Raw genomic sequence first — 26,886 nt, 5'->3', positions numbered from 1 at the left:
ATGACCGGATTTTCACATCCCGCCTTCTTCCGCCGTGGCGAGACGGGCAGCCATATGTCTACTTGTCGTCATCTCCGAACAAACGATGCAGGCCTTCCAATGTTCTTGCGGCCTCAGTCACAGGCCCCGCCTCGGCTTGATGAGATTTCAAGACACCCATCATCGTATCGAAGACTTCATCCTGCCGTTCCCCGGCCAAGGCGAGAATATCGCAAAGGTCACAGCTTTCGCCAACCGGCGCGGGCGCCACGCCCAAGGACAGCTCCTTGCGGCTCGGCTTTGAAGCCGTCTGGCGTGGCGTCAGAACCAGCCGCGTAATTGGTCCGTTGGCGGTTTGCTCCGGCTTCCTCCCGGTCTTCGCTTTGGCGGTTTTTGGCGCGGGCGTTCGTTTGGCGGCCAACTTGCGCGCCGACGCCGGCGCCTCCTCGACCCTCTCTTCGACCGCGGCTGCGATCTCGGCAGAGGCCGGGCTGATCGCGCCGCCCAGCACCTCGTCCTGCCACTGCCGAAGTGCAGGAAGGGACGGAGGCGAGCCCTTCGCCTTTTCATAGAAGGCGCGATACGGCTTATCGAGATAGTGCCGGATCTTCGTGAGTTCGAACGAGCGCGAGTTCTTCACCATCAGGATTGACAGCCGCGCCGACATCTCCCGAAGTTCGAGCGGATTGCGGAGCGGCCGCGGCGTGTAGTGGGGCGCCCAGACGCGCGGCGCGAAGATACCCTGCCCCGGCCGCTGGATCGGCGTCTTGTAAACTTGCGTCGTCTCGCCCAGCATTTCGGAGACGAACTCCGATGTTTCGAGATCGTTGATCTGAATGAACAGCTTGATCTGCGAGCCCGACACCGTGGTGATGCGGGTGTTCCTACCATAGAGCTCGTCGAGTTGCGCGATGTCCTGCATGACGATGGCCATGCGGAAGCCGTAGCCAGCGCTGATCGTGATCTTCGAGATCAGCGAATCCATCCGCCCGACATGGTAGAATTCGTCGAGCATCAGCAGCACCTGATGCGGCTCGTCGTCGCCCGGAATCTTCACCATCATCAGATCGTGGATCTGCTGAAAAAGAATTCGGATCAGCGGCCGGAAAATCGACAGCTCCGCGATGGTGCAGCCGATGAAGATCGTCATCTGTTTGCGGCGCAGTTCGCGAATATCGAAGTCCGACGTCTCCGTTGCCGCCGAGATCAACCCATTGTTCCACAGCGACATCGCCATGTTGACATTGAAGACAGCGCTGTTGCGCGTCTCCGGCTCGAGCGCGATGTACTGGTTGAAGCTGTCGATGACCCAGGTCGGCAAATGCTGGCGTTCGGTCCGCACGATCGCACGCAGCACCGAGGAGATGTCCTTGCCGGTCGTCGTCATCCGCGCGACGGTGCGCATGTGTTGCGCGCCGGCAATCAAAGGCGACGACAGCACGTAGCCGATCAGCGCCGACAGCAAGAGACGGCCCGCGCCAGCCCAGGTGTCGTCCGCTTTCTCGGGAATCACGAACGAAGCCACCACCAAACAGTCGGTCGCCATGCGCTCGTCGCGCCGCACGAAATCCAGCGGATTATAGCGATGGGTGTCATTCGAGCCTGGCGAGAACATGAAGACCTTGTTGCCCATCGCTTGCCGATGATTGGCCAACGCGTCGAAATTCTCGCGCTTGGGATCGAAGAACACCGCCGATCCCCGCCAGGAGTAGCCGTTCGGGAGGACGAAGCCGGTGCCTTTGCCCGACCGCGAGGGCCCGACGACCAGGATATGAGCGGGTTCGTCGGAGCGGATCGTTGCCCCACTGAGCGTTCCGAGCACGATGCCCTGCCTGGCGGTGAGGCCCTGCTTGGCGGCCTCCATCACCGTGCCGAAGCGAGCGGCGCCATAAGGCATTTGCCGGCGGTTGATAAACGCAAAGAGCGCGCCAGCCAGGCCCAGCGTCACGACCGCCGCCGCGGCGTAGAGGCCGCGGATGAGCGCCTCGGTGCGGGTCGGCGCAAAGACAAGGCGGTCATAGAAATGACGCCAGGCGACAAGGAAAAAGTCGGCCGAGCGGTCGGCATTCTGCATCCGGAAGAGCGCCCAGCGGCTGGCGCCTTCGCTGGGAAATCGCGTCGGCGCCCAGCGCTGCGCCACGACCACCTCATAGGCCATGCTCCACAACAGCCAGAAGGCGAGGAGAAGAAGGATAGCGATGCCGATCCTATAGGCGACGACGCGTGCCATGGCGGCCTTTCCCCCCTGCCCGTTCCTGTCGCCACTCGGCAACCCGCGAGAAATAGACGGCCGAGGTGCCACGCCATCCGCCAACCTTGGTCTGCTGGATCACGATCGGCAGCACCGATTTGATGTATCCGACAATCTCGTCGCGCCGCAGCCCGAGGCCGGCCTGCATCACCATGAGCGCGAGCTGCTCAAACGCGCCCGCCGGGCTGTCGGCATGCACCGTGGTGATGCTGCCCGGATGGCCGGTGTTGATCGCGCGCAGAAACGAATAAGCCTCGGCGCCGCGAATCTCGCCGAGGAAGATGCGGTCGGGCCGCAGACGCATTGAGGCTTGCAGCAGCGTTTCAACCGTGACGCGCGCCTCGCCCTGATCGCCCTTGGAGGCGACAAGCGGCAGGTAGTTCTTCTGGATCGGGTTGACCTCCCGCGTGTCCTCGATGGTGATGATGCGCTCGTCGACCGGCACGTCCTTAAGGATCGCATTGAGGAACGTGGTCTTGCCCGAACTTGTCCCGCCCGAAAGAAGAATCGAGTAGCGGTTGACGACGGCAAGGCGGATGAACTCCTCGATCCGGCCGGAGTCGAGATGTTCGCACAGATGCCGATCAGTCTCCGACAGCGTGCCGTCGCTTGCCGTCGTCACCTTGTCGAACGATCCGAGCTTGCGATAATCATCGAGCCGCATCTCCTTGATGACCTGCTTGCGGATCGCGAAGGCGCCTCCGGCCGTCGTCGCCGGCGGCATCACGCCCTGAAACCGCTCCCCTGTCGGCAGCGCGGCCGAGAGCAGCGGGTGCTCCTCATTGACGCTCTGGCCCGAGTGTCCGGCGACGCGTTCGGCCAGGTGACGGATCGCATGCTCGGTCAGGCTTGGCACCTCGTGACGCTCCATCGCCGATTGTCCGAAGCGCTCGACCCACACTTCCCCAGGCCCGTTCGCGCAGATCTCAACGACCTGGTCGTCCTCGAGCCACGGCCGAACGGGATCGAGCGCGCGGTCAATGAAGACTGTCAGACTTCGTGCCAGCGCGTTCACGCTTGAGCTCCCTCAAGGCTTCCTTGACCGGATCGGGATAGAGCGCCGAGAAGTCGAGATCGCGCCGTACGAAGACGATGATCCGCGTGCCCTGGTCGAGGTAGATGGTCGGCGGAATGTTGATCGAGTTGCGCAGCGCCTCCTGGGCGATGTTGGTCAGTGTTTGCGATACGTTCTGCGCCGCAATCTGACGGGCCTGCAGCGACAACTGGTTCTGGTTCACGCCTGTCTGCGTCTGCGTCACCGCGCCCGTCACCGGGTCGGTCGTGGTGATGATCGTGCCGTTGCCATAGCCGTTGGTGTTCTGTCCGTAAGCGCTCAGGAACTGTGCCGCGCCGCCCACGATGGAGAGCATGATCGCCGAGCCAAACCGCTCGAGGTAGTGGTTATCGACAAAGCCGGCATTGCCGGCACGGCCGAGTTCGTCCGTGCCGTTCGATCCGAGCTGGACCGAGACGCCATCCGACCGCAGCATGCGCGTCCAGACGACAAATACGCGCGTCTGCCCTTGGGCGATCCCCGATTTGTATTCCCCGACAAGGCGGCTTCCAGCCGGGATCAGGACTCGCCGTCCATCGAACGACCAGACGTTCTCGGTCACGACCGCGCGCACCATGCCCGGCAGGTCGCTTTGAACGGCCGTCTCAAGCACGCCGCGAACCGTCGTGCCCTGCGCCACCAGCGCGTCGATCCGGTTGTTCTTGGTGGCGCGCGTGACCTCGACGCCGGCGGCCGACACCGACGCCAGAAAGCGACGATTGGGATCGTCCTCCGGGCCTGCGGCGGTCCTCGCGCTGTCATCCGGATTTGCAGCGTTCGCCGTCGCCGATGCATTGTCGGCGATTACCTGGGGCGCCCGCAGGCGCTCCCATTTCCGCCGCTCTTCCTCCTGGCGCTGACGTTCAAGCTCCGCGAGACGCCGCGCTTCGTCGTCGTTCGGTACAGCTGCGGCCAGCGGCGGTTCAGGCGGCGGCGGTGCCGGAAGCGCCAAGGGAGGAGCTACCGGAGGCGGCGGCAGGACCGGTTCGGCCGGCGCCGGCGGGATGACGATCGTTCCCTGGTTGGTTTGCGTCCGCCGCGCAGATAGCGAGGGAGCCGGAAACTGCGTAGTGGTGAATTCCTCCTTGTCAGGCGTCGTCAGCAGAGGCGAACGCCGCACCACGGAGCCGTAGATCATCCAGGCCGCCACCACGAGAGCGCCGATCGGCACCCCGTATTTCAGGAAACTGCCGAGCGCCGTGCGACCGCGCGCGACGGAGGTGGCGGCCGCGGCTTCAAGTTCAAACGAGCGATAGTCGTCGGGGCTGGGCATCGCGCGTCAACCTCCCAAAGCCGCGGTCGCTCCCGCGCGCTGCGGCGCGTAGGGCTCAAGTCCGTTCGGCTCATGCACGTTGGTCAGACGTCGGTTGAAGATGCAGGTCGACTCCTGACCGTTGCGCAACGTCCATTGCGGCGACACCTTGTCGACGATGACGTAAGGCCCTTCGGTCCGGAAATTGACGAGGCTTTCATTGCGCTCGGCATCGACGATGTAGATCGCCGGCGTCTCGCCCTGAAACCGAAACCAGGTCTTCGTCCCGTCGTCGAACACGGCGACCGGCTTGTTCACCGACGAGCCCTTGTAGCCGTAGTCGCTGTTGGCGTTGGCGATGTTCAGATCCTTGAGGTTCGGGTTGGCGGCGCGCTCCTTGGCTTCGGCCAGAAGCCGGGCGCTCGCCTCATCATCCGGAAACCGAAACCGCACCGCATAGATCTGCCCGCCGGGCGGCCGCGTGTTCGAGCGCAGCAGGAACGAATAGATACGCTTGTCGGTGACGACGTTGAGGTTCGATATCGCATTCTTGTCGACCGGCTTGACGAAGATGATGTCGCCTTTGCGGTTCGGCTCGACCTTCCACGCGATCGAGTCGCCGAGCGCCAGGGTTTCGATCTTCTCGTCCGGCTGCAGCTCGATCATCGTCGACGTGCCGTAGCTGGCGTCGATCGCGGTGACGTTGTCCTTATTGTAGACGACGTCGCGTACCCGCGCATCCACCCGTCCCGGTCGCGGCAACGCTTCCGGAAAGGCAGCGCCAGACGCGATGCACAGAATGAAAATGGAGGCGACGCAACATTTGATCATGGCTGCGCACCTGCAGTTCCCGGCGAGGGCGCCGTCTCCTGATCGCGGCGATACTCGAGCACCTGGAAGCCGAGCGGATTGTCAAACCGCCATTCATTGCGCATCGGTGCGGACGTATAGCGGAAGCGAACCAGCGACACCCAGTTGCGGGTGATGATGTTGGTCGGCGACTTCTCTTCGGTGGAAAAACGCGCCAGCGCGGTGCGATTGTTCGGGAACGTGACCGACTTGATGGTGACGGCGACCACGGTATTGGAACCGTAGACTTTCACGGGGTTACTGGGATTGGCCGGCGAGTAGATCTCGGTGAGCTCGCGCGCGGCGTCAGCGGTCGCGAGCAATTGCGCCAGATCGAAATTGTCCTTCAGGGCCTTCGGATCATAGGTCTCGCGCGCCTTGATGTAGCGCACGACGTTAAATGTCGTGATGGCCTCGTCCTGCGTCAGTGACCCCTCGGCCATGGGCCGCTTCACCTCGACGAAGCCGGTTGTCTTGTCGACCACGACCATGTAGGGCTCGTAGGTCTTGAGCGGCACCAGCAAAGCCAGGGTGCCGAGCGTGCCGACGGCCACGATGGTCATCACCGCAGCGACGATCCAGGCGAGCGCCCGCGAATTGCGGTTGCGGCGCGCGATATCCTGCTCCCACGTCAGGCCATCGGCGTAATAGCGCGGATCGACCCGTGCCGGCTCCGGGGCTGTCGTTTCGGTCATGGCCGCCCTCCCCCACTGGACGCCGGTGGGACGCCGGGATTGCGAAGCTGATCAGCCAGACGACGAAATTCAGCGGACTGCGCCCAGGACGCCGCGCGCAAACCGACACGCGCCCGTTGACGCGAGACAAGCTCCTCGCGCCGCGACATCGACGCGGGATCGAGCGGATTACGGAATGCAAGGCGCGCCCGGTTGGCCGTTGCGCCGAGCCGATAGCCGGTGGCAGTGGCAATGACCGATCCGATGCGCGGCGCAAATATAGGGACGCCGCCGGCGATCGCCGCCGCCACGTTGTTGATCTGGCTCAGCAGCAGGATTCCGATGATGGCAAGCAGCACGACCGGGCCGATCGTTGCCCAGGTGGCGGATTTGGAATTGGCAACGCCGTTCAGCGTATCGATCGTCTGCTGGATCAGCGAGACATAGAACGCAAGAAACGCATAGACGAGCACCTGGACCAGGAAATACTGAACCAGTGAACTCATCCAGCCGCTGAAGAACCGCGTCGTAACGCCGAACAGCAGCAGGATGATGAACAGCGGCGCCAATGCCAGCAGCAGCCACATGAACATCTTCGACAGCACGATCAGGAAGATTGCGAAGCCGATCAGGATCGCCATCACCACATAGAACACCGCGGCGAAGATATAGGGCCCCCAATTGGTGATGCCGGCATTCTGCAGAAACGCCTCGGTCGCGCTGTTGGTGGTGTCCCACATGTTCTGCAACGCCGACTGCACGCCGTTGACCGAGTTGAGATTTGCAGACGTTCCGGTGTTGTTGGCGGTCGTGACGGCGCTGAGCAGGGCGTTGCCGATGGCGGAGGGGCCGTCGTTGAGGAGGTTGTACGCCAACGTCTGGAAGTCGCCCCACTTCGTGGCCATGGCGTAGATCAGCATCGCGCGGAACAGCCGGAATGCATGGTCGGCGGGGCCGCCGGTCGCGGTGCCTTGCCAGATGCCCACACCCCAAAAAATCACATAGAGCGTGAGCAGCAGACCGGCGACGCCGGTGGCGCCGCCCGACGTCGCCGCGGTCGCCAGAGCTTGATAGGCGGTCGAGACATAGTTCTGACCGAGCTGGTCGACCGACTGCAGCAACGTGGTGATGTTGAAGGTGTTGGCCATCGCCCCTCTCAGATCGACCGCATCGGGCCGCAACGATCGAGGCGCCGGAAAGCCTCCGGAACGGCCGGCGTTGTCAGATCCGAATAAGCGAGCGGCGTCCCGCCCTCATCGGGAGAGCATGGCGCTTTCAACGGCTTGTAGGCGCAGCCGCCGAGCACGGCAGCCATCACCGCAACGATGGCGAATGTGGTGATGATCTTCACGGCGCCGGCGCCTTGGGTTGGGTGAATGTCATGGCGCGCGACGCGGCGTTTGCCGCGGCATCTTGAGCGCCTCTCGTCCCGGCGCTGACGGCTGGCGCTCGAGCTGGCCCAAGCACGTAACGGCCGATTGCGATGCCGGCAACGAGCACAAGGAGTACGATAAGGATCAGAGTACGCCTGGACACGAGTCCTCCAACACGACTGTTACTGCTGCGTGAATTTCATTGCGCGGGCCGCCGATGACTCGGCGGCGATCCGATCGAGGTTTGCCTGGTTGGCGGCGGCCGCGGCGTTGTTCACAACGCCATTGAGCTCGTTGATGGTCTGACCGGTCTGAATCTGAACCTGCGTGTTCTGGTCGACGCTGCCTTTGAGATCCTGCGCCTTGCCGATTTGCTGTCCGCCCTGCGTGAAGGCCGACGATCGCTGCTGCACGGCGCCTTGGGTTGAGTTGATCAATCCCGACAGGGTGGCTGCTACGTTGACCGAGTTCTTGTAGGCGGTATCCGCCGGATGGGTCTGGCCGCTGATGAGACCGGTGATGGTCTGCACGAGCTGCAGACCGTTGATCAGGGTCGAGACGATGTTCTGCGACGCCGATCCCATGCCGGCGAATGACAAAGCCCCGCCCGAGATCACCGAACCGAGCGAAGGCGCCTGCGCCATCGAGAAACCGCCGCCGAGTGCCATCTGGGCCAGCGTCCCCTGTGCTTGCGAGGATCGATCGCCGGTGACGGCCTGCAAGGTCTTTTGCGTGAACTGAAGGATTTGCTGATCGGCGTTCAGGATTTGCTGGGTACTGGTCGCGATCTGCTGCGCCTTGGCGAGATTGGCGCTGTCGATCACAGGCACCTGCGCCATTGCCGGCGCAGCGCCGGCAACCGCCAGAGACAGCATGGCGAGCAAGACAATCAAGCGCATCGGAGCCTCCCTATCGACTGTTTGCAGAAATCGCGCCAAGCGCCGCAGTCACGTCAGCGACGCTCAGTGCCGCGGTCGCGCCGGCGTTGGCGCCGGTCGCCGCCGTCTGGGCTTGCGCGAGGTAAAAGATGACGTTGCCGTTGCTGTCGACATAGCGCGCACTGACGCACGATGGGTCGGGCGATGATCCGGGTGGTGTGGTCGAGCAGGCCGTGGGCGGCCGGCAGGGATTGGCGGCCGTTCCCGCGCCGATCATGCCGACGGGGCATGCCGGTCCGGTCGCGGGCTGGGTGCTGGTCACGGTCGCCCGCATCCCGAGTGCGGCCTGGCTCATGTCGCTGTTGAGAGCAAGATTAAGCGCGTTCAGCGCCGTGACCCACAGATTGGCCGAACCGATCGCGCCGTTCCAAACCAGATTGTTCTGAAGACGCGCCGCACTGTTCATGTCGATCGCGGCCATCACCGTCGGCGCGGTCCCGACCTGCTGTGCGGAGGCTTGGAATGCCGACTGCGCCGCCGTCATCGTCTGACGGCTTGCATCGAGACCGGCGACGACATCGCCGCTCAACTTGAACAGCGTCTGGCTGTTCAGCGTCGCGCCCTGGGCGCCCGGATCGGGGGTCACAGGCAAATCCGGGCCGTAGGACTGGATCGCCTGGGCGCCGGCGCCGCTCTGCGGCTGCACGGTCGGATCGGTGACGTTGGCCTTCTTCCCCGTCGTCACCGCACATTTGACGCTGCTATTGGCGTCTTGGCGCTGCGTCGTGACCGGCACGAGCTTCACGGTCGTGCCGGCTGTCTGCGAACGCTGCGTCAATTGCGCCGCATCGTTGACCGGAATATCCGCCAGCGCGGGCGGCACACTGAACAGGAGTGCTGTTGCTATGATCGCGATCTGGAGCTTCATGCCTGGCTCCTTCCCATAAAGATCGGCAGCCACACCGCCGGGTCGTCACCAACACGCGCGCGCAGCGCGTCGAGTTCGGCAACCGTCTCGGTGCGCCCGGACAAGACCTTGATCAGATCGGGCATGCTGGCGAGATTGAGCCGCGCCACCACGCTGTCGCGGCCGTGCTTGATCAGGAAGGATCGGCTTTCCGGCGCCGTGCTGCGGATCCATGCAACCTCGCGCCCCGAGAGGCGGAAGGCTTTCTGGTAACTCTCGTCATCCGCTTTTGGATTGGGGAAGAAGATGTTGGTGCTGGTCTGTTCGATCAGCGTATTCGATGCTTTGGATCGCACAATGTCCGCGGCCGACTGGGTGCCGAAGCCGACGATGCCGTTCTGCTTGCGGATCGTCTTGAGCTTGTCCCGAATGAAGAATGCAAACACGTCATCATCGAGCAGGCGCCAGCCCTCATCGAGGAAAATCATCACCGGATCGCCGGTCAGCAACTCCGCCGTCCTGTGGAAAATGTACATGAGGGCTGCAGTGCGGATCACCGGATCATCGAGCACCCGCGTCATGTCGAAACCGAACACGCTCGACAGCGAGAACTGATCCTGCTCATTGTTGAACAGCCAGCCGCGCTGGTCGGAACGCATCCAGCTTTCGAGCCGCGCCAGCAGATCACCCTCGCCGGCGCGGATCCGTCCGCGCAGCAACGTCGAGAACGCCTTCAGCGTTCGACCCGCTGGCCCGCCGATGAGGGCGGCTGCGATCGCGTTGCGGATCACCTGCTCTTCCGACGCGCTCAGATCCGAACCGTTCGCGGGGCGCAACATGAAGGCAAAGAGCTGATACAGAAACTCGCGGTTGGGCGCGTTGTCCGGCAGCGACAGAGGATTAAATCCGGTGGGTTCACCCGGCACCAGCGTCTCGTATTGTCCGCCGAGCGCTCGGATGAAGATCTCAGCGCCGCGATCCTTGTCGACAAACAACAGCTTGGGTCGCGGCTGCACGCGCTGCGTCTGCGCCGCGATGAAAGACAGGAACACCGTTTTGCCCGAGCCGGTTGGCCCGACCACCGTGAAATTGCCGATGTCGCGGACGTGATGATTATAATAGTAGGCGGTCTGCGACGTCGTCTCGAACACCGAGATAGCCGGACCCCAATGATTGCCGTTCGGCCGTCCGCTCGGATAATTGTGCAATGAGGTGAAGCCGGCGAAGTTCTTCGAGGAGATCACGCCCTTGCGCGCGATGTACTGGAAATTCCCCGGAAGCTGCGCCCAGAACGCCGGCTCGCAATTGAGGTCCTCGCGCGTCCAGATCACAGACCGATCGGTCAGCGCCGCGCCGACTGCCGTGACCGCGGCTCCCACCTCCGGCAGACTCCGGCCGAGGCACATCACCGTCATGTGGTGCTCGCCATAGATCGCCTCCGACGCGAGCAGCTCGTCGCGCGCGTCGTCGAGATGCTCGGCGACGATGGAGCCGGCCTCGTCCGACATATCGACCTGTCGCGATACCCGGTCGATCTGCTTGGCGGCCTCGGGGCGGTCGACGATGGCAAAGGTCTGCGTGGCGATGAACTCGTGGGGAACACGCAAGAGGTTGTCGAACGAGCCGGGTCCCGTCTGCGCCGGGTATTCGCGGATCGAGACCATGGCGCCGAAGCGGGTATCGTCAGGTCCGGCGCCGCGCATTTCGATCGCGTTGCGACCGAAAAAGAGCCGCTTCATCGACAGCGCATCTGCGATGTCCATGCGCGGAAGGTGCATCGGGCGCGGAATGCCGCCATTGAGCAATTGCACCAGAAACTCGAGCGGTTCGGAAAACCACACGCCCTCGCGGCGCACGACGCCGAGCTGACGCGCGCCGTAGCCGGCGAGATTCTCGCGCACTGCGGTGGCGGCATCGCGCAACTCAGTTAAGGCGGTCTGCATCGCGACCGACTCGCCGGCTTCGTCCTTGCGGCCGAGCAGCTTGGTCAGCATGACGTCGAACGTCCCGGCCTGACCCTGCAACGGACGCCGCACGATGGTCAGGTAAATGTCGTTGACGAACATGCGCCGCTGCGACAGTGCCGCGTCGTAGCGCTCGTCGAGCTCGCGGCACAACGGATTGTCGAAAGTCGAGTCGATCCGTGGCTGCACCTCGCGGCGGATGATGTGGCTGACGAGCGCGAACCGCGAATTGGCCAGCGTGCGGACGACATCGTTGCGTCCCAGCAGGCGGGCATTAACCTCGCTCATGTCGGAGGTCTCGAAGGAATACCCGTCGAGCTTCAGAACGGTCAGCACCAGGCCGTCGCGGGTCTTCATGATGTTATCGTCGACGTGGCGTGTATAGCACACGTGCGAGGCGACTGGCCGCTCGCGCCGTGAGACCGCGCCGAAGGTCAGTTCATCGAGCAGGGCACGCGCGACCATCGCCAACCCTCACGCTGAGTAGCTGTCCGCGGCCCAGAAGGCGCGCGAGCGAGGCGGGCATTTGGTGGATTTGACGAAAAGAATTTCGAAGATCCGATCGTCGCGCAGCGTCATGACGAAGCCGAACAGATGCAGCGGGATCGCCACCAGCAGCATGAAGAGATTGTGCGTGACGAGGAAGCAGACGCTCGAAACCACGCCGTTGAACATGAAGTACATGTAGGGCACCCCCATCAGCGTCGGCGCGCGCGTCAATGCCTTGACGAGCGGCGTGATGAGGGGATCCTCAAGCTCGTTCTCTGTCATTGTCCGACCGCCGACTGGAAAAACTGCACGATCTGCGCCGAGCCGAACACGAGCACGATGCCGAAGATGACGCTGCCCGCAATGCCCCAGGTCAGCCGCCCGGACCAGGCGAAAAATCCGCAAGCGATCACGGCGAGCGTTGCCAGCGCTGTGGCGATCGGCCCGGTGAGGGCCGACACCAATTGCGTCAGCGTGGATTGAACAGGTTGAAGCGTGCCGCCGGTCTGCGCGGCCGCGTCCGCGATGCTCGCCGTCAGGAGCGCTCCCGCAAGGGTCCAGCGCGGTATCGATTTTTTCATCCAATCCTCCGGTTCAGTCGACATGCATAACGAATCCGTCGCTCCAGCCCTTTTGAGGCGTTGCTTTTGGTGCGGGAGGCGAAGCGGAGGGCGGGGTTTCGGGCTCGATCAGGTCGAGACTGCTCATCCGGTTGCGCGGCTCGGCGTGAGCGCGGCCGCCCGGCGCGGGCCAGACGTAGAAGTCGTTGATCACCTTGGCGACGAAACGCACCGTCTCGGGAAACGGAGGGACACCATGGCTGTCCTCTACGGCCCCCTCGCCCGCGTTGTAGGCCGCGAGGATGAAGAGCGGATTGCGGTACTTGTCATGAAGCGCGCGCAGAAAGCGAACGCCGCCGCGGACGTTGTCTGCGGGGTCGCAGAGATCAACCTTGAAACGCCGCGCCGTCTCCGGCTTCAACTGCATCAAACCGAATGCGCCCTTGTCGGACAGCGCGACAGAATTGAAGTCACTCTCAGCCTTGGCGACTGACTGCACAAAATCCGGATAGAAATTCTCCTCCGTGGCGATACGCACGACCAGAGCGCGTGCCGCTTCCGGCGCCATCGCCTTGGCATCAAGGCAGGGAACGGTTGCGGCAAAAGCGATATCGATCCGCTCGATCGCGGCCGGAGGCGTATTCAGCGGCAGAATCCGACCCGTCGCATCGATGGCCGCCAGCCTGGGCGGCGGAGATGAATCCTGCGCGCTTGCGGTCGCGAACATGGCCAGGACGCCCAATCCGAGCGCTGCGATGCGAATAGACATGCCACCCCGCCTCCACTTTCCAATAGACAATATATTGAATGTTGATACTTTGGCAACTGGATTAAGCCAAGCGTCCCCTGCGCGCACTCCCGGAGGATGGATGAAACGCGGTGCAGTTCTGTGGATGGCCGTCGGCCTGTGTTGCGCGTCCGGCATCGGCGGGACGGCGCGCGCACAGGATGCGTCGTTCGGATGCAAGGTGCTGCTCTGCGCGGCCGCGAGCGTGCCAGGCTGGTCGGGCATCCCTTATTGCGTGCCAGTGATGCAGACGTTGTTTCGGCAGTTGGCAAAAGGCGGCGGCTGGCCGTCGTGTCCCGAGGGGAACGCCAGTGGGGTCGGTTACGAGCCTTATCAGGCCTGTCCCGCCGGGTTGACGCCCGTTCAATCAGCGCCGGACGGTGTCCTCGGTCTGTCCGCAGCGCCGAACGGCGATCTCTGTGCGGACCTGTCGAAGCCGCAACAAGTTTGTGCGGATGGCGACGGCGGTTGCAGCACCACCTATCCCACGACGGCGCGAGACCCGCGGAGCGATCCTTATTACGTCGACATCAGTTCGGCGAATGGCAGCCAGCGGTTCTACTTTTCCTTGCGGGGTTACTGACATGGCAAGAGCTGAGGTTTTCGCCGCAGTCGTGGTTCCGGTGCTGGCATTCAACGCGGCAATCGCAGACCCGGCCGCATCACGATGGTTTCCGGTCCCGGCGAATGCGCTCTATCTGACGGGCGACAGCTGGTCCGACAATGGTGTCACCTATCGCCTCTATGGCGTCCAATCCTGCCTGCGCGGAACGAACTTCACCAACGCGCACGGTCTCCAGCGCGATTGCGGCGAGGCCTCCCTTGCCATGCTGGTGGCGCTCACGCGCGACCTGCGACCGCAATGCTATGACGCTGCCGAGCAACCCAAGACCAAGACAATTTTCGTGTTTTGCGTCTCAAGCCGCACCACTGGTGCGGGCGCGGGATCCCGCATCGATCTCGGCACGGCGCTGGTCGCGACGGGCTTTGCGTTCGCGGCCCTGAAGCCGGATGGTCAGCCGGTGCACGCGCCTTATTTCGTCGCCCAGCTCGTGGCGCAACGCGCCAAGGCCGGCCTATGGGCGTTTCCCGATCTGCCCGACCCGAACGCCATTATCCTGCGTGCGCTGCGCGAGCAAGCGCCGCCAGCTTCGTCTCTTTCGACGACGTCATCCCCGCAAACCACAACACCCTGACATCCAAGCAGCTACCCAAGAGGAGGAAGTATCATGAGAACGACAAACCTGTTCATCCTGCGCGGTCGCGTCGGCCAGGCTCCGAAAGCCTTCAACAAGGCCGCCAAGATCAACGTCGCGACCGATCGGGCCTGGACCGATGGTAAAGGCGAGCGTCGCGAAGAAACCGATTGGGTGACCGTCACCATCCTCAACGAAAAGGTGGCGGAATGGGCGATCGCCAACGTCGCCAAAGGCGACGCGGTCTATGCGGAATGCCGGGTCGCGGATGGGTCTTACAAGAAGGATGGGGAAACCATCTATACGACCGACATCATCGCCAGCGTCTTCCACAAACTCGATCTCGGATCACGCGACGATGCCGCGGCCTAAACTCGTTGTGGGTGTGTTGTCAGGTCTGGCTATCTTCGGCGCCCAGACAAGCCTCGCACAAACGCCCGAGCCGCCACCCGGCATCTATTCGCCGAAGGCTGCGGTCCAGTCGCCGCCGCTGCGCGTCGAGGTGGTCGACGGCACACGCTTTCGCGATATCGAGACCCATGCGGTCTATCGGCTTTATGGAATCGAGACCTGCGCGCCCGAACAAACCGCGCGCCTTGGTCGCCAGCCCTGGCCGTGTGGAACGATGGCGACGGCTTGGCTTGTGAAGGTGACGCTCAACGTCTGGCTGGCCTGCAGAACCCTGCGCGACGAGGCCGGTGAGCATCTGGCGCGATGCGCCTCGGCCGGTCATCCCGACATCGCGGCGGACATGGTGCGCGAGGGCGTTGCCGTTGCTCGTCCGCCGTCGCCGGATGATCCCCGCATTCGCGCTTATGCGCTCGCCGAGCAGGACGCCCGCAAGGCCTATCGCGGTCTGTGGGCGAGCACCTTCCAAATGCCGTGGGACTGGCGCGCCAATCATGATCCCAAGCGGCAGGCTGCCGCGCAGGGCGAGGCCACGCCGTGATCCGTGCATCTCATATCCTGTTTGCGCCGCTGTTGATCGTTCTGGCGGGTTGCGCCGCGCCGGCGGCATCTGTCGCCGACCTGGGACCGCCGGCGCCCGAAGCGCTCTTTAGTCCCGAACGGGTCAAGCCGGGCCGCCTTGAATATGCGCCGGACCGCTCGACCTTCGCGCCGCTGCTGACCGAACGCTTCCCCTATCCCACGCAGCCGGAGGCGAACGCCGCCTATCGTCGCCTGATCGCCGCCGCGCCATCGGACCGTTCCTACGCGTCGTCGATCTGGCTGTTCGGATGCAAGCCCGGGGCCCTCGACGAGCAGACCGCGCGGGTGACGCGCTATCGCGGCCCTGTGGTGCATTGCGCGACGGATTTCCTGGATGCTTCCGGGAGACGGCTGCGCCGTGAGACCGCAAATTTCTACTATTACGGCGCCATCTGGAACATGCAGCCAGTGTACCCGCCGCGCGTCGCAGCGCCGTGGCGCAATCGCGAGCGCTCCCCCCAGGACGTCTGGTGGTGGGTCCCCGGCCGCCCCCGCTACGAATAAGGAACCCGGTTGTGCCGATCGGACAAAGACAATATATTAGATGTTATCCGCGTCCGAAGAGACGTCAGCTAAAACGGAATGGCGCGCGCGCCCTTGGCGCGGTGGTGATGATAGTCAGCCTTACCACCGGTGCTCACACGCAATCGCTGACGCTCGACCCAGGATCTTGGCGGCCGATGTCGTACGCAAACCTCCAGAATTCCTCCCCGGGGACTGCGACCTATCGGGACATTTGGAAAGACGCCATCGACATCAACAATCGCGCCTATCAGGCGCGTGGCGACCAGAGATTCAACGACGGTAACGCCCCCGCCACGGAGGCGCACTTCGTGATCTGGAGTCCTAAGAAATCCGTCGTACTCTCGATCCTTAACACGGTCACCGGCTGCACGCTCAAAGAACTGCGCGCGGCCGCCGGTGCGACCGTCAAACTTTGCCCGTTGAGGATCGCCATCTACGAGGGAATCCAGGTCCGGACTCTCGATGGCGGCTATGCCTGCTTTCTCGAACTTGCTGCGGCCGTCGCCGGCGGCAGCAGCGACGTACAGGCTGCTTCCTACGCTTCCTACGATGTCGCCACCAAGACCGTGAAAACCGGCCTCATCATCGATCACCAGCCCGTCGACGGCTGCTCACAAAACATCGCGCTGAATTCCCAATGAAACGCTGCCCGCCCGCCCAACGTGGTGCCACGCCCGCTGAGGGCGCCGTCAAGGCGACCCCTACGGGGCGCGCTGGCGCGCGGCCTGGACGGCGCTCGCAGCCGTGCCATGCTGGTTGGCGATCTCAGCATCAGGAGGATTCGATGCGATTCCGGTTCACCCTTCCGTTTCTCGCGCTGCTTGCGATGTCAGGCATCGCCGCCGCGCAGGATCAAGCTGCCGATGGCTGGCAGGCTATGAACTATTACAGTTTCCAGACCCCGTCGGCGACCGACCCGTTGCAGACGCTGGTGTGGCCCGACGTGATCCGCGAGGCCAACGCCTATGTGACGACCGAGCTCAAGCGGTCTCTCGACGGCAAGAACGCGCTTGTCACCGCGCTCGCCTCGACCTATCGCGACGGCAACCGCACCATCATCGTGAGCACGGCGCTATCGCGCGCGTGCGATAGCGGCGCCAATGATAAGGGGGCCGCGATCGAGCCGTCGACCTGCCCTGTGCGCATCGTCACGATCGAAAACGGGAAGGTGATATCCATCAAGTCGGACACCGGCTGCTACACGGACCATGCCGATCCCGATCTGCCCGCGAAGAACCGCAACGATATTTCCTACACGCGCTACGACGCGACGGCCGGCACCATCAGCTTCCGCACGTCGATCGGCGGAAGCGACGTGCCGAGCTGCGAACGGGTCTATTCGCTCAAGTAAGATTCGGGAATTAGGAGGGATTTCATGTGCATGCGGTTTGGAAGCCTTGTGCTTTTCCTGGTCCTGTGCGTGATCACTCAATGGCTGGGAAGCAGGCAGGCCGTTGCTGCACAATATTGCGAGCGCACGAATTACTCAGCCCAACAGATCACCGATGCGGTGAGGAGCTCTCCGCTGCGGGATGACCTTAAGGGAACGTCCTGCTCGCTTGGCGGCCTGGGACGCTTCGAGTCCAGCGGCAACAAAGGCAATTACAATGGCAGCTGCTGCACCGGAGTTTTTCAGCTCAACAACGCCAACGTCCAGAAATACGCTGCGACCGACCGGGCGGGCTATGGCTGCATGTCGCTGCAGGACCAGGTCGACGCCTGGGCGAAGCTCACTAACGACGGCTACGACTCACCCGCTGTCAGGCAGCTGGCCTCGATGTCGACCTTCGACGGCCAGAAGGTGGACGCCAGTTTTATTGCCGCCTGCATTCAGCTCGGCACCGGCAACTGCCAGAAAATGTTGAATTCCGGCTCGTGCTCCGGCTTCTCCGACATCAACGGGACGACCATCTGCAAGATGTCGAACAATGCGCGCGCGCTCGCGGACCCGAACTGCAAAGATGGGCAAGCCGTGTGCGGGCCCTCAGGGCCGGGCGATTTTCCGACGACAACGGGCGTCGCCGCCAACCCCCCGACCGCGTCGAGCGCGTCGATCGTTGTCAGTCCGACCGACGTTTAACGATCGTGACCTCAGTTCACCTCTGACGGATCGCGGATGATGAAGTCGGCGAAGGCGTGCAACTGCTGCTCCGTGGTCGAACATAAATTCCCACCGCGATAGTGCGCGTGCACGAGGGCCCAGAAAACGACCTCGTCGGACCGCCCGGCGAAGAGCGCCTTCTGTAGCGTGCGACCGATGATTGTAACAGCACGGATGTGGTCGTAGCGCGTATGAAGTTCCTGGGCGACGATCTTCGTGTCTGCACTGCGGATCACCACGCGACCTCCTCTCTTGTAGATGACTCACTCACGCAGCCGAAGGCAGCCTGGTGTCGGGAAGCACGCGGTCCTCGCAGCCGCGGGCCTGCTGGAGCGCGGCGAGCGTCTCCCGGTTGAACGACATACGCAGAGCGACCACCTCGTCGCGGCCGATGCGTTTCGGAAATCCGAGGGGACGGACAAAGAAGCGAAGCTGCATCGCGATCACCATCAATCGCCAGTCGATCGCGACCGTGACAGTGTCGACCTTGCTCGCCATGCCCCACTCGACAACGCCCTGCGCGAGCTCCAGAAAGGGACTGTCGCCGCGCGGACGCATCTCGCGATGGCCGGGCGCGACGCAAAAACGGGTCCACTCGACCACGCGCGGCCCGCGCGGCGGGCGCTTACGGCACAGGTCCGACAGCACTTCGGTGAGCAGGTGCGGACGCGTCGTCGGCAGCAGGCGCTGGTAGCCCACGATCTCGTCGCCGCGCAGGCAGATATGATGAGTTGCATGTGCGTCGTCGAACCGATCGCGCTCAAGACCGTCTGGCTGGCGCAAGTCCTCCCAGCCCTTCTCCTCGACGAACACCGCGTGGCGGAAACGGAAGGCCCGATCCATCAGCACAGCATGGCGGCTGATGTCCGAGCCAGGGATGACCATAAGCATAGGCGACTCCTCGGCTTGTTGAATGAGCCGAGTTGGCCACGCATGGCGTCGCGCCGGTATGGTCACAAATGACCATTGCCGCGACGAGTTGTGGAGTCAGTTGATGCGCCGCTGTTGCGGCGGCGCCCAAAGATTCGGAGCCGACCAGTGTCATTGTAGCCGCAGGCGACGACGCGGTGATGACGCTGTAATTGGCGGGACGCCAAATATCACGTCACCCGGCGCGGGGCTGCGAGGGGCAATGAACGGCCGGCAGGGCGATCCCGTGACCGACGGGGACGTAGCCGAGCTCGTCGCACAGGTCGCGAAAGAAAACGCGCCGGCGCTCCTTCTCGGCCTCCGCGGAGGAACAGCGAAGAATGTGCTCGCACTCCATGGTGCCGTCGGGGCGGCAGGCCGGGCAATTCGCGATGTGGACCGTGCGCTCCAATTCCGCCAGCGCCTCAACATAGGCGCGCTGGGCCGCGACCGCCCGCGCCTCGAGCGAAGTTTCACGTCGCTCCCTCGCCACTTAACTCTCCCGGCGGGCAGTGTCTGCGGTGCGCCCCCGCAAACGAACCCTCGCTGACTCTTGGTGATCGGGGAGTTGGAAACCGTGCTAGACGGCCCTATGGCCTTTAGTTCGGGTGAACCTGTTGCATACGCCACAGGCCCCCCGACCATAAGGTCAAGGAGTGCGGCGCCGTAACGGCCGGCACCAAACCGCTAGCGGGGTTTCCACGCCCCAGGGCAGCGCGTACTGCCCCGCACGACTCATAACCCCTCGCGACGCGCTGTTCCAGATGGATTCGCAGGGCAATCGCCAGCGGGCTGAAGCAAATACTTGAGCGGACGGAAGAATTTAGAGAAAGCCGCCGCGGGGCATGCCGGGCAAGGCTGCAGGATGCCTCGGCGTATGCCTTGGCTGAAGTGTTTGGGCGTCACCCCTGCGGGGTCGGGCTGGCGGCTGCGCTGAAGCCCCGCATCGCGGGTCTTCCCCCGGCGGGCTGCCATCCCTGACGCGGCGCGCTCGAGCCTGCCGATTGGATTCTTCGACCTGGCGTGCCGACGCTACTTACCAGGGGAATAGGCCGAACTGGCGGCGGCCTCGCGGTGTGCGCCGCTTCCGCCGCCACGCGAACCCGCCAGCACCCGCTTGTCGACACAGAGGAGCGACGCGCGCGCGACACCGCGCGAGCCAGACGGCGGCGATCGTCTGGTCGACACCGCGACGACCGGGCCCCAAGCGTCCGGGGAACGACCCACCCCGCTCTCAAATGGGCTTTCCTTGGTCCCAGCCACGGCCTTCCACGATCAACCCGCGAGGGGTTCGCTACGCAAGCGTGCGACCTCTGCGGCTTCGCCTGCGAGGTGACCGCGGCCGCGCCCGGACACGTCGGCGCCTGTCGAGCGGGGATGGTCCCTGCCCAAAGACGGGAGCCCACGATGTCGCAGAACCTAAACCTCGCCCAGGAGAACGCCTTCAACCTCGCCCGCACCCTGATGGTGCCTGTTGTGCTCTTCCAGGTCGACGACGCCTTCGGCGTGATGGTTTCGAGCGAATACGACGGCGAAGAAGACACCATCGTTCACGATTATGACCCGTTCGAGATTATGGAGAGCTGACACCTTAGACAGTCGGCCAATCCGCCAAAGCGCCGGGCGCTCAGCCCGGCGCTTCTCCTGTCGACTGCACATAATCAAAGGCTTTGGAGGAATGCCATAAGCTGATCTGGCGGCCGATAGCGGGCTGGTGCAGCGTTCACGGGCTGCAATCGACTGAGCGCGACTTCTTTCATTGCTAGGTCAGCTTCCAGATACATGTGGGTTGTCGTCGGGCTTTCATGCCCGAGCCACAGGGCGATTACGGTGATGTCGACGCCCGCCTGAAGGAGGTGCATCGCCGTCGTGTGGCGGATCGTATGCGGCGAGATCGCTTGGCCGGCGAGCCGAGGATGTTGTTGAATGGCATGCTTAACCGCCAGAGCGAGGCGTTGTGTTACGCTCGAGCGTGACAACTTCCCGCTCGCGCCATTTGGAAACAGGAAGTCGGAATCTTCGGCCCTGGCGAGCTGGCGCTTCCATTGTCGAAGAGTGCTGGCTGTTGTTTTCCAGAGCGGCATGCTCCGCCTCTTCCTTCCTTTCCCATGGAGATGTGCCACAGGCGATATGTCCAAGATGACGTCGCCGACCCGTAGATTGATGGCCTCCGATACTCGTGCGCCGGTGTTGTAGAGCAATGTGAACAGCGCACGATCCCGCCGCCCAACCCAACTTCGCTGATCGGGCGCCGCGATGATTGCCTCCATCTCTGGCTTGGTCAGAAAGCCGAGCACCGGTTTGTCATGACGCTTCGACGGAATTGCTAGGCCGTGCTCGATGGTGGCCAAGGCCGAGAGGTCGTGATGGGCAGCGTACTTCAGGAACGATCGGATCGCCGACAGGCGGGCGTTGCGGCTACGTACGCTGTTGCCGCGATTCCGCTCGAGATGATCGAGGAAGCCAAGGATCAACGTCGCATCCAAATCTCGGAGCGACAGACCGGTTGGCGACTTGCCGATGGATTTCTCCGCATAGAGCAGGAGCAATTTGAACGTGTCGCGGTAGGCTGCGATCGTGTTCGGGCTGACGGCCCGCTGTTGGTGCAAATGGTCGACGAAGAAGTGCTGCAACAACGTCGGAAACGATGAATGTAGGCTCGCATCAACCATGATCCACCTCCCCGGTCATGATTGCTTGTGCCTCGAAGCGTGCGCCGGCGACAGCCATCAACTCCGGCACGGCCTGCAAATACCAATAGGTATCCCCCAGGTTGACATGGCCCACATAGGTGGAGAGCGTCATCATGGCGTTGTCGACATCCGTGCCGTTCTCCTGCCACAGCATCAGGCGTCGACAGATGAAGGTGTGCCGGAGGTCGTGAACGCGTATGTAGCGATGGCCGCCGCGGGGAATGATCCTCAACTCGGCCGCAAAGCGAAGAAATACTCCTCGCACCTCGCTGTACCGAAGCACGCCCCCTGTCTTCTCGGACATGAAGAGCGGCGTGGTGATATTCATTGAACCATATCTGGCGCGTGCGCGCAGATAGCGTCGCAACACCTGGGTCGTGGTCGAGTGCAGGGGAACGAGCCGAGTCCGCTGGAACTTTGAGTGTCGGACTGTGAGGTGCGCCCGCGTGCCGTCAATGTCGCCACAGCGTAGGTTCAGTGCTTCGGATATCCGCAGGCCCGTAGCGGCCAGCAAACCAAAGAGCGTCGTGAAGGTTGCCGGCGTCAATCCTCCTTGTGGCGAGAGACGGCTCGCTGCTCCGATCAACGCCTCGACTTCCGCTGGTGTATAGATATGCGGTGCGAGCCGGCGTTTTGAACGACCGAAAGGAAAGCCGGCTGGAAACTCGGTGTGTGGATCGAGATCGGTGAGATAGCGTGCGAACGGGCGAAGAACGTCGACCCGTCTGGCCCATGTGTAAGGGTCATCGACCTGCGCTTCTTCCTTCGCCCATCGGAGAACTATGGCGGACGTCAAAGGCCCCTTGTGACCGCCCGCGTCCGCAAAACACGCGAAAGCCAATATTTGACTGCCTGGTCGTTTCAACGCGAAGCCGAGGCGACGGCGCTCTGCGAGGTAGGCTTCCGCCCGCGATAGCATGGTGTACGGAGCGCTCATGCCACGCTCCCCGGCCAGCACAGCGCGACCGCCGTGAGGCGCGAACTGTCAACACGGGTGTAGGTGGCCGACGTCACGATGCTGCGGTGACGCAGAACATCGGCAATCTGCTTCATTGGTGTCCCGGCATTGACGAGCCGAGTGGCCAGGGTGTGTCGCAGGATGTGAACGCGTGTGCGGTCCCAACCCAGCCGTTGATAGGCGGCATGAACGGCTTTCTGGACCACGCGCCGACCAACCGGCTCGCCCAAAGGGGCAACATGTCGAACGAAAATCTGGCGACATGTCGTCTTCGGCCGCTCGTGAAGAAGATAGTCGGCGATGGCCTCACCTGTCGCCCTTGGGAGCGGCAGCACGTCAGCTCGGCGGCCTTTGCCCGCGGTGATCCGGATGGTGCCGGCTTGCCAGTCGATGTCGTCTAGGCTCAGCCGGACGACCTCGCTGCTTCTGAGACCGAGATCGGCAAGGCATCGGACCATCGCATAGCCGCGCCGTCGCGATGGACAGGCCGCATCGAACGACCGGAAAAGCTGTTCCAGTTCGTCCCCAGAAAGTGCCTCGGGCAATTTGGTTTGACCCCAGCACGCTGGTTGAGGCACAGCGTGCATCAGATCGGTGACGTTGTCGCCGAGTAGTTTGCGATGGCGGAGATAGCATCGAACCGCGCCCGCCATGACGCGGATCGTACTCCTGCTCCATGTAGCGTCATCTAAAACGAAGCTTCGAATCGCCGATGGGCTGATGGATGTTGGATCGATTGGTCCCGATCCGAATTGAGCTTTGAGCAGGCGCCTGATGATCCGGCATCGGTGATCGCGCGTGCCTTGGGCCAAGCCCCAGACTTCCGTCATCTTCTCGTCGAACAACGCGAGTTCACGCGTGATCGGGTCGGCGACAGGACGGCGGATGATCCCCTTCGCGTAGAGGATGTGGATCAGGTGATTGAGGGCGGCCCTATTGATGATCGGGTTGCGCTGAACGGGGCGTGGACAGGTGCAGTTGGGCAAATGATCGGAAATGAATCGGCCGACGACTGCTTCGTCGACATTCTGGACCGCCCAGTCTTCCGAACGCAGCCAATCCCCGAAATGGAAGACGCTGGCGACATAACGGCGAACGCGTTTGGCCTGATAGCGCCTTGCTTCGAAGTGCTCGCGATAGTCTTGGACGATCGGTGCGAGAACGTTGGCAGGATCGTCAGGGCGGAGTTGAAGTCTGAGAGATGTGGCCATGCTTGATCTCCTCGTTGGTGGGAGATCATTCTGAAGCTGAGGATTATGTGCAGTCGACAGGAGAAGCGCCGGGCTGAGCGCCCGGCGCTTTGGCGGATTGGCCGACTGTCTAAGGTGTCAGCTCTCCATAATCTCGAACGGGTCATAATCGTGCTTATGCGGATATCGACATAAGCATGAATACGACCCGTGGTCCCCGGCTCACTGAGCCGGGCGACCGGTGCCGCTGGCGCTGCGCCAGATGCAAGGGAGGCTGCGCCGCGGACAAACGAAACCATCGTAACGACTTGCCAGCGCGCCCTTGCATCCGGCACGCTTCGCGGCAGGCGGACGGCGTCTCGTTGGTGTGTCGACGGGCGTCAACCGAAGAAAGGATCGGGCCGGAGCCCGAGTAGTGAAGCCATGGAGAAGAGCGAAATCGAAGAATTGAGAGACAGGGTCGGCTGTGCCGCCTTGTTGGAAGACGACGGCTGGAAAGTCGACGTGAAGGAGAGCACCCGACGCGCGGTGAAGTACCGCCGCGATGCGAAGATCGTCATCGTGATCCACGAGGGCCGCGGCTGGTTCGATCCGCTGTCCACTGCGAAAGGCGACGTGTTCGACTTGGCCGAGCACTTGGGCGCCCACGGCTTCATGGAAGCCTCGGCGCGTGTCGCCGCGCTTGTTGGGTTCATTCCGGCTGCACCCGCATGGGAGCGGCAGAGCCGGCCCGCGCCCGTCCACTCCGTCGCCGACCGCTGGGCTCGCCGCGCGAGGCCCCGGCCCGGCTCGGCGACCTGGCGCTACCTGACGGAAGAGCGCGGTATCCCCGAATCGATCGTGGCGACGGCGGTCCAGCAGGATCTGCTGCGCGAGGGACCGCACGGCAGCATGTGGGCGGCACACCGCAATGGCGACGGTGCCCTTATCGGTTGGGAGGAGCGTGGCCCGCAGTGGCGCGGCTTTGCCACCGGCGGCGCCAAGGAGATGCTCCGGTTTGGCCAATCGGCGGCGCCGCGGATCTGCGTCACCGAGGCGGCAATCGACGCCATGAGTCTCGCGGCAATCCAGGTGCTTCGCCCGGACACGCTCTACGTCAGCACAGGTGGCGGCTGGTCACCCGCAAGCGAGAAGGCGATCCGCCGACTCGCGGCGCGGCCGGGCACGCGGCTGGTGGCGGCGACCGACAACAACCGACAGGGCGATGTCTACGCCGACCGCATCCGCGCGATCGCGGCCGAGGCCGGCGCCGGCTACGCACGCTCGCGGCCGCGCGCCGGCGACTGGAACGAAGACCTGAAGGCGCTTCTCGCGCGGATCGAGAGCGAGCCGCTGGCAAAAGCGGGGTGACGGCGCCGCGGGAAATCGCTCGCCTTACTTGAGCAGCATCCAGACTGCCATCGCGACCATCATCAGGTTCTCGGTCAGCGAGACGAAGTCAAGCGGAACGTTGCTGTCGCCGCCGACGCACGCGCACTTGAGCTCGCGGCGGTCGATGTAGACCGCCTTGAACACGGAGACAGCACCGATCGAGCCGATGACGAGCGCGACGGGGATAGCGACCCACAGCAACGCGCCGGCGATCATGAGGATGCCGGCTGCCGCCTCGCCAAAGGGATAGATGTACGCGTAGCGGACCCATCGTTGCGCAAGCAGGTCGTAGCCCAGGAACATGTTCGAGAAGCTGTCGAGGTCGCGCAGCTTCAACATGGCGAGGATGCACATCGATATCGCAATGAACCACTCGCCTGCCCGCACCGTCGCGAGAGTCCCGAACGCGCTCCAGCTCGCGGCGAGCGCGATCAGCGCCGCGATCGCGAAGACGGCAATGACGGGCTGGTATGACGTCGTCTTCGGATCCGCCACTTCCTTGCCGAAGTAGCGAAGCAGGTCTTGGTAGCCCCCGATGCGCTCTCCGCCGATGAACGTCTGCGGTGTCGTCTTGACCCCGTGCTCGGCCATGAATGCGTCGGTCTCGCTGCGCGTCTTCAGCTCGTGGTCGTCGACCTCGTATCCCTCGCGCCCGAGAAGGTCGCGGGACTTCAGCCCGAACGGGCAGATGTGCTGGTCCGTCACCATTCGAAACAGCTGGGCTTGACGCACCGGTGCGCTCACTTGCTCTTCCCTTCCTTGCTAGCGCCTCGCGCGGTCGAAGAGGGCGACGATCTCGTCGACCTTCTCCCTCTGCTCGGCTTTGTCTCCCGTGCTGATCGCGTGGGCGACGCAGTTGGCCGCGTGGTCGCGCAGGACCTCGCCCTCGGCGCGCGCGAGCGCCGTCTTCACCGCCTGGATCTGCTGCAGCACATCAATGCAGTAGCGGCCCTCCTGCACCATCCGCGCGATGCCCTGGACCTGGCCGGCGATACGATTGAAGCGGTTTACCTTCGCCTTCGTCCGAGCGCTCGCCGCATCCACCACAGATACTCCCACTGAGTATGTGTTGAACGCTGCCGGATCGACGTCGTTCCGCCAACCGGCGCGCCGAGCGCCGGCTTTGAGGATGAGGGAGGGGGAAAAACGAGGAAAGGAGGAATGACGTGCCGCATGCCCGGCCGGCGCGTCAAGGGAGGCTTCGCCCGCTACGCGGCCCTTGACCCGCCGGTCCGGAGAGGCGGCCGCGAAGGAGGGGTCAGAAGGGCTGAAGAGGATGGCGGACCGAAGGGTGAGCCGCGCTCCAGCCCGACGAGGCTGAAAGGAGCCCGCCCATGACCCTCTCTCCGATCTGCAAGGTCTTCCAAGGGACCGCCGACCGCCGGCAAATGTTCCGCATGTTCGATCGCCACGCGCAGCGGCCGAACCGCTCGCCGGACGACGGCGCCCTCTACCGCGGCGAGTGGTTTGAGATCGGCGAGGCCGAGTACGACACCATGCTCGACATCCTGCCACCCCTGTGGGTGCGCAGCGACATGTTCGCCATGCGCGAATTCCTCACAGGCAGCGTCACGAGCGTGTTCTTCGAACTGATGATCGACGACCGCGCCCGCTACTTCCACGGCTACTGCGATCTGTCAGATCGCGCCTCGCCAGGCTGCATGCGTACCGCGATCGTCGAGCGCGAGTCACGGCCAGTCCGTGCGATGACGCGTGAGGAGCGGCTCGAGCACATCTGGTCGAGCACCCACGACGACTACCGCGGCTATGCGGGCGATCGCTTTCCCGAGCGCCAGCGCGGTATGCGCACAGTGCTCTTCTACGGAGGGCAGAGCGGGACGGTGCTGAAGCTGTTGGACGAACTCACCGACGCGGAGGTCTCGGCGAAGCTGCCGGTGCACCTGCGCTACCTCCCCGACGCGATGGCAGCGTGAGG

Annotated in this window: 32 protein-coding genes; 11 read left to right on the top strand and 21 right to left on the bottom strand. The window is 63.5% G+C overall.

Features of this window, described 5'->3' with window-relative positions; all coding sequences use genetic code 11:
• Window positions 1-58: 58 nt before the first annotated feature.
• The 13 genes from RBJ75_RS29230 to RBJ75_RS29170 all read right to left on the bottom strand — a co-directional run bounded on the left by RBJ75_RS29230 (window position 59) and on the right by RBJ75_RS29170 (window position 12,999).
• A complete protein-coding gene (locus RBJ75_RS29230) occupies window positions 59-2,209 on the bottom strand; it encodes a type IV secretory system conjugative DNA transfer family protein (RefSeq protein ID WP_044407308.1) in 2,151 nt (716 codons plus the stop codon).
• Window positions 2,187-3,245, bottom strand: coding sequence for a P-type DNA transfer ATPase VirB11 (gene virB11 / locus RBJ75_RS29225; protein WP_044407311.1), 1,059 nt, complete (start codon window positions 3,243-3,245; stop codon window positions 2,187-2,189). The genes RBJ75_RS29230 and virB11 overlap by 23 nt, the downstream gene beginning before the upstream one ends.
• Window positions 3,208-4,557, bottom strand: a complete 1,350-nt coding sequence (gene virB10, locus RBJ75_RS29220) for a type IV secretion system protein VirB10 (protein ID WP_044407314.1) — start codon at window positions 4,555-4,557, stop codon at window positions 3,208-3,210. The genes virB11 and virB10 overlap by 38 nt, the downstream gene beginning before the upstream one ends.
• Window positions 4,558-4,563: 6 nt before the next feature.
• Entirely contained in the window at window positions 4,564-5,367 is an 804-nt protein-coding gene (virB9, locus tag RBJ75_RS29215; protein ID WP_044407317.1) for a P-type conjugative transfer protein VirB9, read from the bottom strand.
• Window positions 5,364-6,080: a virB8 family protein gene (locus RBJ75_RS29210; protein WP_044407320.1), complete on the bottom strand. Its 717-nt coding sequence runs from the start codon at window positions 6,078-6,080 to the stop codon at window positions 5,364-5,366. Before RBJ75_RS29210 ends, virB9 begins: the two co-directional genes overlap by 4 nt.
• Entirely contained in the window at window positions 6,077-7,207 is a 1,131-nt protein-coding gene (locus tag RBJ75_RS29205; protein ID WP_044407323.1) for a type IV secretion system protein, read from the bottom strand. Before RBJ75_RS29205 ends, RBJ75_RS29210 begins: the two co-directional genes overlap by 4 nt.
• Before the next feature lie 8 nt (window positions 7,208-7,215).
• Window positions 7,216-7,410, bottom strand: a complete 195-nt coding sequence (locus tag RBJ75_RS29200; RefSeq protein ID WP_044407326.1) for a hypothetical protein — start codon at window positions 7,408-7,410, stop codon at window positions 7,216-7,218.
• A 204-nt stretch (window positions 7,411-7,614) separates the two neighbouring features.
• On the bottom strand, window positions 7,615-8,331 hold the full coding sequence (locus RBJ75_RS29195) for a type IV secretion system protein (protein ID WP_044407329.1): 717 nt from the start codon (window positions 8,329-8,331) through the stop codon (window positions 7,615-7,617).
• 10 nt (window positions 8,332-8,341) lie between these two features.
• On the bottom strand, window positions 8,342-9,238 hold the full coding sequence (locus tag RBJ75_RS29190; protein ID WP_044407331.1) for a hypothetical protein: 897 nt from the start codon (window positions 9,236-9,238) through the stop codon (window positions 8,342-8,344).
• Window positions 9,235-11,646, bottom strand: coding sequence for a VirB4 family type IV secretion system protein (locus RBJ75_RS29185; protein WP_044407334.1), 2,412 nt, complete (start codon window positions 11,644-11,646; stop codon window positions 9,235-9,237). Before RBJ75_RS29185 ends, RBJ75_RS29190 begins: the two co-directional genes overlap by 4 nt.
• 9 nt (window positions 11,647-11,655) lie before the next feature.
• Window positions 11,656-11,952, bottom strand: coding sequence for a type IV secretion system protein VirB3 (locus RBJ75_RS29180; RefSeq protein WP_044407337.1), 297 nt, complete (start codon window positions 11,950-11,952; stop codon window positions 11,656-11,658).
• Entirely contained in the window at window positions 11,949-12,251 is a 303-nt protein-coding gene (locus tag RBJ75_RS29175) for a TrbC/VirB2 family protein (protein ID WP_044407340.1), read from the bottom strand. Before RBJ75_RS29175 ends, RBJ75_RS29180 begins: the two co-directional genes overlap by 4 nt.
• 13 nt (window positions 12,252-12,264) lie before the next feature.
• The gene (locus RBJ75_RS29170) at window positions 12,265-12,999 is read right to left on the bottom strand and encodes a lytic transglycosylase domain-containing protein (RefSeq protein ID WP_044407343.1); all 735 of its coding nucleotides are present in this window, start codon (window positions 12,997-12,999) and stop codon (window positions 12,265-12,267) included.
• A 100-nt stretch (window positions 13,000-13,099) separates the two neighbouring features.
• On the opposite strand from RBJ75_RS29170, the gene RBJ75_RS29165 reads away from it, so the two are divergent.
• The 8 genes from RBJ75_RS29165 to RBJ75_RS29130 all read left to right on the top strand — a co-directional run bounded on the left by RBJ75_RS29165 (window position 13,100) and on the right by RBJ75_RS29130 (window position 17,808).
• Complete coding sequence (locus RBJ75_RS29165) at window positions 13,100-13,600, top strand: hypothetical protein (protein ID WP_044407346.1); 501 nt, start codon at window positions 13,100-13,102, stop codon at window positions 13,598-13,600.
• A 1-nt stretch (window position 13,601) separates the two neighbouring features.
• Window positions 13,602-14,213, top strand: coding sequence for a thermonuclease family protein (locus RBJ75_RS29160; protein WP_044407350.1), 612 nt, complete (start codon window positions 13,602-13,604; stop codon window positions 14,211-14,213).
• A 33-nt stretch (window positions 14,214-14,246) separates the two neighbouring features.
• The gene (locus RBJ75_RS29155; RefSeq protein WP_044407353.1) at window positions 14,247-14,585 is read left to right on the top strand and encodes a single-stranded DNA-binding protein; all 339 of its coding nucleotides are present in this window, start codon (window positions 14,247-14,249) and stop codon (window positions 14,583-14,585) included.
• Window positions 14,572-15,162 carry a thermonuclease family protein gene (locus RBJ75_RS29150; RefSeq protein ID WP_044407357.1) on the top strand — a complete coding sequence of 197 codons (591 nt, stop codon included), beginning with the start codon at window positions 14,572-14,574 and terminating at the stop codon, window positions 15,160-15,162. The genes RBJ75_RS29155 and RBJ75_RS29150 overlap by 14 nt, the downstream gene beginning before the upstream one ends.
• A 32-nt stretch (window positions 15,163-15,194) precedes the next feature.
• On the top strand, window positions 15,195-15,707 hold the full coding sequence (locus tag RBJ75_RS29145) for a hypothetical protein (protein ID WP_234707334.1): 513 nt from the start codon (window positions 15,195-15,197) through the stop codon (window positions 15,705-15,707).
• Between the two features lie 176 nt (window positions 15,708-15,883).
• Window positions 15,884-16,369: a hypothetical protein gene (locus RBJ75_RS29140; protein ID WP_044407363.1), complete on the top strand. Its 486-nt coding sequence runs from the start codon at window positions 15,884-15,886 to the stop codon at window positions 16,367-16,369.
• Window positions 16,366-17,079, top strand: a complete 714-nt coding sequence (locus tag RBJ75_RS29135) for a hypothetical protein (RefSeq protein WP_234707335.1) — start codon at window positions 16,366-16,368, stop codon at window positions 17,077-17,079. Before RBJ75_RS29140 ends, RBJ75_RS29135 begins: the two co-directional genes overlap by 4 nt.
• Before the next feature lie 24 nt (window positions 17,080-17,103).
• Window positions 17,104-17,808: a hypothetical protein gene (locus tag RBJ75_RS29130; RefSeq protein ID WP_044407369.1), complete on the top strand. Its 705-nt coding sequence runs from the start codon at window positions 17,104-17,106 to the stop codon at window positions 17,806-17,808.
• Between the two features lie 11 nt (window positions 17,809-17,819).
• Here the strand turns inward: RBJ75_RS29130 and RBJ75_RS29125 are convergent, their stop codons facing one another.
• The 3 genes from RBJ75_RS29125 to RBJ75_RS29115 all read right to left on the bottom strand — a co-directional run bounded on the left by RBJ75_RS29125 (window position 17,820) and on the right by RBJ75_RS29115 (window position 19,231).
• Window positions 17,820-18,065 carry a hypothetical protein gene (locus tag RBJ75_RS29125; protein ID WP_044407388.1) on the bottom strand — a complete coding sequence of 82 codons (246 nt, stop codon included), beginning with the start codon at window positions 18,063-18,065 and terminating at the stop codon, window positions 17,820-17,822.
• 31 nt (window positions 18,066-18,096) lie between these two features.
• The gene (locus RBJ75_RS29120; protein WP_044407372.1) at window positions 18,097-18,720 is read right to left on the bottom strand and encodes an acyl-homoserine-lactone synthase; all 624 of its coding nucleotides are present in this window, start codon (window positions 18,718-18,720) and stop codon (window positions 18,097-18,099) included.
• Between the two features lie 214 nt (window positions 18,721-18,934).
• Window positions 18,935-19,231: a hypothetical protein gene (locus RBJ75_RS29115; RefSeq protein WP_152647630.1), complete on the bottom strand. Its 297-nt coding sequence runs from the start codon at window positions 19,229-19,231 to the stop codon at window positions 18,935-18,937.
• A 914-nt stretch (window positions 19,232-20,145) separates the two neighbouring features.
• Between RBJ75_RS29115 and RBJ75_RS29110 the strand changes: the two genes are divergently transcribed.
• A complete protein-coding gene (locus tag RBJ75_RS29110; RefSeq protein ID WP_044407375.1) occupies window positions 20,146-20,325 on the top strand; it encodes a hypothetical protein in 180 nt (59 codons plus the stop codon).
• 74 nt (window positions 20,326-20,399) lie between these two features.
• On the opposite strand, the gene RBJ75_RS29105 is transcribed toward RBJ75_RS29110, so the two are convergent.
• The 3 genes from RBJ75_RS29105 to RBJ75_RS29095 are packed head-to-tail and all read right to left on the bottom strand — an operon-like array spanning window position 20,400 to window position 23,600.
• Complete coding sequence (locus RBJ75_RS29105; protein ID WP_002718981.1) at window positions 20,400-21,410, bottom strand: tyrosine-type recombinase/integrase; 1,011 nt, start codon at window positions 21,408-21,410, stop codon at window positions 20,400-20,402.
• Window positions 21,403-22,368, bottom strand: coding sequence for a tyrosine-type recombinase/integrase (locus RBJ75_RS29100; protein ID WP_002718980.1), 966 nt, complete (start codon window positions 22,366-22,368; stop codon window positions 21,403-21,405). Before RBJ75_RS29100 ends, RBJ75_RS29105 begins: the two co-directional genes overlap by 8 nt.
• The gene (locus RBJ75_RS29095; protein ID WP_002718979.1) at window positions 22,365-23,600 is read right to left on the bottom strand and encodes a tyrosine-type recombinase/integrase; all 1,236 of its coding nucleotides are present in this window, start codon (window positions 23,598-23,600) and stop codon (window positions 22,365-22,367) included. Before RBJ75_RS29095 ends, RBJ75_RS29100 begins: the two co-directional genes overlap by 4 nt.
• Before the next feature lie 402 nt (window positions 23,601-24,002).
• Between RBJ75_RS29095 and RBJ75_RS29090 the strand changes: the two genes are divergently transcribed.
• Window positions 24,003-24,929: a DUF3991 and toprim domain-containing protein gene (locus RBJ75_RS29090; protein WP_044416768.1), complete on the top strand. Its 927-nt coding sequence runs from the start codon at window positions 24,003-24,005 to the stop codon at window positions 24,927-24,929.
• A 24-nt stretch (window positions 24,930-24,953) separates the two neighbouring features.
• Here the strand turns inward: RBJ75_RS29090 and RBJ75_RS29085 are convergent, their stop codons facing one another.
• On the bottom strand, window positions 24,954-25,658 hold the full coding sequence (locus tag RBJ75_RS29085) for a MauE/DoxX family redox-associated membrane protein (RefSeq protein WP_044416765.1): 705 nt from the start codon (window positions 25,656-25,658) through the stop codon (window positions 24,954-24,956).
• Between the two features lie 54 nt (window positions 25,659-25,712).
• Window positions 25,713-25,994 carry a metal-sensitive transcriptional regulator gene (locus tag RBJ75_RS29080; RefSeq protein WP_173427391.1) on the bottom strand — a complete coding sequence of 94 codons (282 nt, stop codon included), beginning with the start codon at window positions 25,992-25,994 and terminating at the stop codon, window positions 25,713-25,715.
• A gap of 290 nt (window positions 25,995-26,284) precedes the next feature.
• Here RBJ75_RS29080 and RBJ75_RS29075 point away from each other — a divergent pair, with 290 nt between their 5' ends.
• Window positions 26,285-26,884, top strand: coding sequence for a DUF1419 domain-containing protein (locus RBJ75_RS29075; protein WP_044416761.1), 600 nt, complete (start codon window positions 26,285-26,287; stop codon window positions 26,882-26,884).
• Window positions 26,885-26,886: the final 2 nt, after the last annotated feature.

The organism is Rhodopseudomonas sp. BAL398, assembly GCF_033001325.1.
In the GTDB taxonomy this organism is placed as follows: Bacteria; Pseudomonadota; Alphaproteobacteria; order Rhizobiales; family Xanthobacteraceae; genus JARJEH01.
Note: the sequence above shows the minus strand (reverse complement) of the source record. Positions and strands in the feature narration are given on the sequence as shown.

Bases quoted from the DNA above. Each gene is read 5' to 3' on its own strand.
- RBJ75_RS29230 (WP_044407308.1), bottom strand. From the start codon at position 2,209: ATGGCACGCGTCGTCGCCTATAGGATCGGCATCGCTATCCTTCTTCTC.
- virB10 (WP_044407314.1), bottom strand. From the start codon at position 4,557: ATGCCCAGCCCCGACGACTATCGCTCGTTTGAACTTGAAGCCGCGGCC.
- virB9 (WP_044407317.1), bottom strand. From the start codon at position 5,367: ATGATCAAATGTTGCGTCGCCTCCATTTTCATTCTGTGCATCGCGTCT.
- RBJ75_RS29210 (WP_044407320.1), bottom strand. From the start codon at position 6,080: ATGACCGAAACGACAGCCCCGGAGCCGGCACGGGTCGATCCGCGCTAT.
- RBJ75_RS29205 (WP_044407323.1), bottom strand. From the start codon at position 7,207: ATGGCCAACACCTTCAACATCACCACGTTGCTGCAGTCGGTCGACCAG.
- RBJ75_RS29195 (WP_044407329.1), bottom strand. From the start codon at position 8,331: ATGCGCTTGATTGTCTTGCTCGCCATGCTGTCTCTGGCGGTTGCCGGC.
- RBJ75_RS29190 (WP_044407331.1), bottom strand. From the start codon at position 9,238: ATGAAGCTCCAGATCGCGATCATAGCAACAGCACTCCTGTTCAGTGTG.
- RBJ75_RS29185 (WP_044407334.1), bottom strand. From the start codon at position 11,646: ATGGTCGCGCGTGCCCTGCTCGATGAACTGACCTTCGGCGCGGTCTCA.
- RBJ75_RS29180 (WP_044407337.1), bottom strand. From the start codon at position 11,952: ATGACAGAGAACGAGCTTGAGGATCCCCTCATCACGCCGCTCGTCAAG.
- RBJ75_RS29175 (WP_044407340.1), bottom strand. From the start codon at position 12,251: ATGAAAAAATCGATACCGCGCTGGACCCTTGCGGGAGCGCTCCTGACG.
- RBJ75_RS29170 (WP_044407343.1), bottom strand. From the start codon at position 12,999: ATGTCTATTCGCATCGCAGCGCTCGGATTGGGCGTCCTGGCCATGTTC.
- RBJ75_RS29165 (WP_044407346.1), top strand. From the start codon at position 13,100: ATGAAACGCGGTGCAGTTCTGTGGATGGCCGTCGGCCTGTGTTGCGCG.
- RBJ75_RS29160 (WP_044407350.1), top strand. From the start codon at position 13,602: ATGGCAAGAGCTGAGGTTTTCGCCGCAGTCGTGGTTCCGGTGCTGGCA.
- RBJ75_RS29155 (WP_044407353.1), top strand. From the start codon at position 14,247: ATGAGAACGACAAACCTGTTCATCCTGCGCGGTCGCGTCGGCCAGGCT.
- RBJ75_RS29150 (WP_044407357.1), top strand. From the start codon at position 14,572: ATGCCGCGGCCTAAACTCGTTGTGGGTGTGTTGTCAGGTCTGGCTATC.
- RBJ75_RS29140 (WP_044407363.1), top strand. From the start codon at position 15,884: ATGTCGTACGCAAACCTCCAGAATTCCTCCCCGGGGACTGCGACCTAT.
- RBJ75_RS29135 (WP_234707335.1), top strand. From the start codon at position 16,366: ATGAAACGCTGCCCGCCCGCCCAACGTGGTGCCACGCCCGCTGAGGGC.
- RBJ75_RS29130 (WP_044407369.1), top strand. From the start codon at position 17,104: ATGTGCATGCGGTTTGGAAGCCTTGTGCTTTTCCTGGTCCTGTGCGTG.
- RBJ75_RS29120 (WP_044407372.1), bottom strand. From the start codon at position 18,720: ATGCTTATGGTCATCCCTGGCTCGGACATCAGCCGCCATGCTGTGCTG.
- RBJ75_RS29110 (WP_044407375.1), top strand. From the start codon at position 20,146: ATGTCGCAGAACCTAAACCTCGCCCAGGAGAACGCCTTCAACCTCGCC.
- RBJ75_RS29105 (WP_002718981.1), bottom strand. From the start codon at position 21,410: ATGGTTGATGCGAGCCTACATTCATCGTTTCCGACGTTGTTGCAGCAC.
- RBJ75_RS29100 (WP_002718980.1), bottom strand. From the start codon at position 22,368: ATGAGCGCTCCGTACACCATGCTATCGCGGGCGGAAGCCTACCTCGCA.
- RBJ75_RS29095 (WP_002718979.1), bottom strand. From the start codon at position 23,600: ATGGCCACATCTCTCAGACTTCAACTCCGCCCTGACGATCCTGCCAAC.
- RBJ75_RS29090 (WP_044416768.1), top strand. From the start codon at position 24,003: ATGGAGAAGAGCGAAATCGAAGAATTGAGAGACAGGGTCGGCTGTGCC.
- RBJ75_RS29085 (WP_044416765.1), bottom strand. From the start codon at position 25,658: ATGGTGACGGACCAGCACATCTGCCCGTTCGGGCTGAAGTCCCGCGAC.
- RBJ75_RS29075 (WP_044416761.1), top strand. From the start codon at position 26,285: ATGACCCTCTCTCCGATCTGCAAGGTCTTCCAAGGGACCGCCGACCGC.